Origin of the sequence: Paraburkholderia sediminicola (assembly GCF_902859805.1) — a bacterium.
In the GTDB taxonomy this organism is placed as follows: domain Bacteria; phylum Pseudomonadota; class Gammaproteobacteria; order Burkholderiales; family Burkholderiaceae; genus Paraburkholderia; species Paraburkholderia sediminicola.
The window spans coordinates 1-5,132 of the sequence record NZ_CADIKC010000028.1 but is presented as its reverse complement, the minus strand read 5'-3'; the positions used below and the strand labels follow the sequence as shown (position 1 = coordinate 5,132).

Genomic DNA, 5,132 nt, shown 5'->3' with positions numbered 1-5,132 from the left:
GGGGTGGATTCACGCCGGCAGGATGATCATTCGTCAGTACGTTGAGTGAGCGACCGGGTTCGAAAGAGCCCGAAAAACAGTAACAGGTTTGAACTGAAGAGTTTGATCCTGGCTCAGATTGAACGCTGGCGGCATGCCTTACACATGCAAGTCGAACGGCAGCACGGGGGCAACCCTGGTGGCGAGTGGCGAACGGGTGAGTAATACATCGGAACGTGTCCTGTAGTGGGGGATAGCCCGGCGAAAGCCGGATTAATACCGCATACGCTCTACGGAGGAAAGGGGGGGATCTTAGGACCTCCCGCTACAGGGGCGGCCGATGGCAGATTAGCTAGTTGGTGGGGTAAAGGCCTACCAAGGCGACGATCTGTAGCTGGTCTGAGAGGACGACCAGCCACACTGGGACTGAGACACGGCCCAGACTCCTACGGGAGGCAGCAGTGGGGAATTTTGGACAATGGGCGAAAGCCTGATCCAGCAATGCCGCGTGTGTGAAGAAGGCCTTCGGGTTGTAAAGCACTTTTGTCCGGAAAGAAAACCTCCGCCCTAATATGGTGGGGGGATGACGGTACCGGAAGAATAAGCACCGGCTAACTACGTGCCAGCAGCCGCGGTAATACGTAGGGTGCAAGCGTTAATCGGAATTACTGGGCGTAAAGCGTGCGCAGGCGGTCCGCTAAGACAGATGTGAAATCCCCGGGCTTAACCTGGGAACTGCATTTGTGACTGGCGGGCTAGAGTATGGCAGAGGGGGGTAGAATTCCACGTGTAGCAGTGAAATGCGTAGAGATGTGGAGGAATACCGATGGCGAAGGCAGCCCCCTGGGCCAATACTGACGCTCATGCACGAAAGCGTGGGGAGCAAACAGGATTAGATACCCTGGTAGTCCACGCCCTAAACGATGTCAACTAGTTGTTGGGGATTCATTTCCTTAGTAACGTAGCTAACGCGTGAAGTTGACCGCCTGGGGAGTACGGTCGCAAGATTAAAACTCAAAGGAATTGACGGGGACCCGCACAAGCGGTGGATGATGTGGATTAATTCGATGCAACGCGAAAAACCTTACCTACCCTTGACATGTATGGAACCCTGCTGAGAGGTGGGGGTGCCCGAAAGGGAGCCATAACACAGGTGCTGCATGGCTGTCGTCAGCTCGTGTCGTGAGATGTTGGGTTAAGTCCCGCAACGAGCGCAACCCTTGTCCCTAGTTGCTACGCAAGAGCACTCTAGGGAGACTGCCGGTGACAAACCGGAGGAAGGTGGGGATGACGTCAAGTCCTCATGGCCCTTATGGGTAGGGCTTCACACGTCATACAATGGTCGGAACAGAGGGTCGCCAACCCGCGAGGGGGAGCCAATCCCAGAAAACCGATCGTAGTCCGGATCGCACTCTGCAACTCGAGTGCGTGAAGCTGGAATCGCTAGTAATCGCGGATCAGCATGCCGCGGTGAATACGTTCCCGGGTCTTGTACACACCGCCCGTCACACCATGGGAGTGGGTTTTACCAGAAGTGGCTAGTCTAACCGCAAGGAGGACGGTCACCACGGTAGGATTCATGACTGGGGTGAAGTCGTAACAAGGTAGCCGTATCGGAAGGTGCGGCTGGATCACCTCCTTTCTCGAGCTAACGTGTCAATGCGTTGAGCGCTCACGCTTATCGGCTGTAAATTAGGACAGTAAGTCAGACAGACTGAGGGGTCTGTAGCTCAGTCGGTTAGAGCACCGTCTTGATAAGGCGGGGGTCGATGGTTCGAATCCATCCAGACCCACCATTGTCTTGTCTGCGATGGCTGCGTTAATCGATAGATCCCGACGTGTGATGATGATCTGTGCATGACTGGGGGATTAGCTCAGCTGGGAGAGCACCTGCTTTGCAAGCAGGGGGTCGTCGGTTCGATCCCGTCATCCTCCACCAATCTTCAATGCGCAGCGTTCTGCTGAAGTAGAAAGCAGAGTGTTTTGCATTGGCGATTGAGCCAGTCAGAGTGATATGAAGCAGAGCTTTATATCGGCTGTCGTTCTTTAACAATCAGGAAGAAGTAGTAAAGAGATTCACGAAAGCGTGTCTAGAGATGGGCAGGTGAGTAGGTGAATCAGGGTTGTGATTGTATCAATGTATGAAAAGAGAGATCGAAAGATCGCTTTTGGAATACGGCGCAACACGAATACTCAACCTGTAGCGAGTGTGGCGAGCGTGTGATTCCGAGTGGATCATGCATGAGACACACCCGTTATAGGGTCAAGCGAACAAGTGCATGTGGTGGATGCCTTGGCGATCACAGGCGATGAAGGACGCGGTAGCCTGCGAAAAGCTACGGGGAGCTGGCAAACGAGCTTTGATCCGTAGATGTCCGAATGGGGAAACCCACTCCTTCTGGAGTATCCATGACTGAATACATAGGTCATGCGAAGCGAACGCGGTGAACTGAAACATCTAAGTAACCGCAGGAAAAGAAATCAACCGAGATTCCCAGAGTAGTGGCGAGCGAAATGGGATCAGCCTGTACTCTTTATCTTCATTGTTAGTCGAAGGCTCTGGAAAGTGCCGCCATAGCAGGTGATAGCCCTGTAGACGAAAACAGCGAGGAAGAACTAGGTGTACGACAAGTAGGGCGGGACACGTGAAATCCTGTCTGAAGATGGGGGGACCATCCTCCAAGGCTAAATACTCGTGATCGACCGATAGTGAACCAGTACCGTGAGGGAAAGGCGAAAAGAACCCCGGGAGGGGAGTGAAATAGATCCTGAAACCGCATGCATACAAACAGTCGGAGCCTCGCAAGGGGTGACGGCGTACCTTTTGTATAATGGGTCAGCGACTTACATTCAGTGGCAAGCTTAACCGATTAGGGCAGGCGTAGCGAAAGCGAGTCCGAACAGGGCGTTCAGTCGCTGGGTGTAGACCCGAAACCAGGTGATCTATCCATGGCCAGGATGAAGGTGCGGTAACACGTACTGGAGGTCCGAACCCACTAACGTTGAAAAGTTAGGGGATGAGCTGTGGATAGGGGTGAAAGGCTAAACAAACCTGGAAATAGCTGGTTCTCTCCGAAAACTATTTAGGTAGTGCCTCGTGTATCACCTTCGGGGGTAGAGCACTGTCATGGTTGTGGGGTCCATTGCGGATTACTACGCCATAGCAAACTCCGAATACCGAAGAGTGCAATCACGGGAGACAGACATCGGGTGCTAACGTCCGGTGTCAAGAGGGAAACAACCCAGACCGCCAGCTAAGGTCCCCAAATATTGCTAAGTGGGAAACGAAGTGGGAAGGCTAAAACAGTCAGGAGGTTGGCTTAGAAGCAGCCATCCTTTAAAGAAAGCGTAATAGCTCACTGATCGAGTCGTCCTGCGCGGAAGATGTAACGGGGCTAAGCAATATACCGAAGCTGCGGATGCACATTTATGTGCATGGTAGGAGAGCGTTCCGTAAGCCTGCGAAGGTGCATTGAAAAGTGCGCTGGAGGTATCGGAAGTGCGAATGCTGACATGAGTAGCGATAAAGGGGGTGAAAGGCCCCCTCGCCGTAAGCCCAAGGTTTCCTACGCAACGTTCATCGGCGTAGGGTGAGTCGGCCCCTAAGGCGAGGCAGAAATGCGTAGCTGATGGGAAGCAGGTTAATATTCCTGCACCATTGTTAAATGCGATGGGGGGACGGATCGCGGAAGGTTGTCCGGGTGTTGGAAGTCCCGGTCCTTGCATTGGAGAAGGCGCTTAGGCAAATCCGGGCGCGGAATTCAAGGGTGCGAGGCCATTCACTTAGGTGAAGAAGCAACTGGAAGTGGTTCCAAGAAAAGCCTCTAAGCTTCAGTTTAACAAGACCGTACCGCAAACCGACACAGGTGGGCGAGATGAGTATTCTAAGGCGCTTGAGAGAACTCGGGAGAAGGAACTCGGCAAATTGGTACCGTAACTTCGGGATAAGGTACGCCCCTGTAGCTTGACTGGCCTGCGCCAGGAGGGTGAAGGGGTTGCAATAAACTGGTGGCTGCGACTGTTTAATAAAAACACAGCACTCTGCAAACACGAAAGTGGACGTATAGGGTGTGACGCCTGCCCGGTGCCGGAAGATTAAATGATGGGGTGCAAGCTCTTGATTGAAGTCCCGGTAAACGGCGGCCGTAACTATAACGGTCCTAAGGTAGCGAAATTCCTTGTCGGGTAAGTTCCGACCTGCACGAATGGCGTAACGATGGCCACACTGTCTCCTCCCGAGACTCAGCGAAGTTGAAGTGTTTGTGATGATGCAATCTCCCCGCGGCTAGACGGAAAGACCCCATGAACCTTTACTGTAGCTTTGCATTGGACTTTGAACCGATCTGTGTAGGATAGGTGGGAGGCTATGAAGTTGGGACGCCAGTCTCAATGGAGCCGTCCTTGAAATACCACCCTGGTTTGTTTGAGGTTCTAACCTTGGTCCGTTATCCGGACTGGGGACAGTGCATGGTAGGCAGTTTGACTGGGGCGGTCTCCTCCCAAAGTGTAACGGAGGAGTACGAAGGTACGCTAGGTACGGTCGGAAATCGTGCTGATAGTGCAATGGCATAAGCGTGCTTAACTGCGAGACCGACAAGTCGAGCAGGTGCGAAAGCAGGTCATAGTGATCCGGTGGTTCTGTATGGAAGGGCCATCGCTCAACGGATAAAAGGTACTCTGGGGATAACAGGCTGATACCGCCCAAGAGTTCATATCGACGGCGGTGTTTGGCACCTCGATGTCGGCTCATCTCATCCTGGGGCTGTAGCCGGTCCCAAGGGTATGGCTGTTCGCCATTTAAAGAGGTACGTGAGCTGGGTTTAAAACGTCGTGAGACAGTTTGGTCCCTATCTGCCGTGGGCGCTGGATATTTGAAGGGGGCTGCTCCTAGTACGAGAGGACCGGAGTGGACGAACCTCTGGTGTACCGGTTGTCACGCCAGTGGCATCGCCGGGTAGCTATGTTCGGAAGAGATAACCGCTGAAAGCATCTAAGCGGGAAACTCGCCTTAAGATGAGATATCCCCGGGGCTTCGAGCCCCTTGAAGGGTCGTTCAAGACCAGGACGTTGATAGGTCAGGTGTGGAAGCGCAGTAATGCGTTAAGCTAACTGATACTAATTGCCCGTAAGGCTTGATCCTATAACAGGTGTGT

2 tRNA genes and 2 rRNA genes are annotated in these 5,132 nt (G+C 53.2%); all 4 read left to right on the top strand.

From position 1 onward, the window contains the following. The first annotated feature begins 90 nt into the window (after positions 1-90). Positions 91-1,621 (top strand): 16S ribosomal RNA (locus R8871_RS38260). A 77-nt stretch (positions 1,622-1,698) separates the two neighbouring features. Next, positions 1,699-1,775, top strand: a tRNA-Ile gene (locus tag R8871_RS38255). A 67-nt stretch (positions 1,776-1,842) separates the two neighbouring features. After that, a tRNA-Ala gene (locus R8871_RS38250) sits at positions 1,843-1,918 on the top strand. A gap of 322 nt (positions 1,919-2,240) precedes the next feature. Beyond that, positions 2,241-5,119 (top strand): 23S ribosomal RNA (locus R8871_RS38245). Together the 16S and 23S rRNA genes with 2 tRNA genes alongside form the textbook arrangement of a ribosomal RNA operon. The last annotated feature ends 13 nt before the right edge of the window (positions 5,120-5,132 follow it).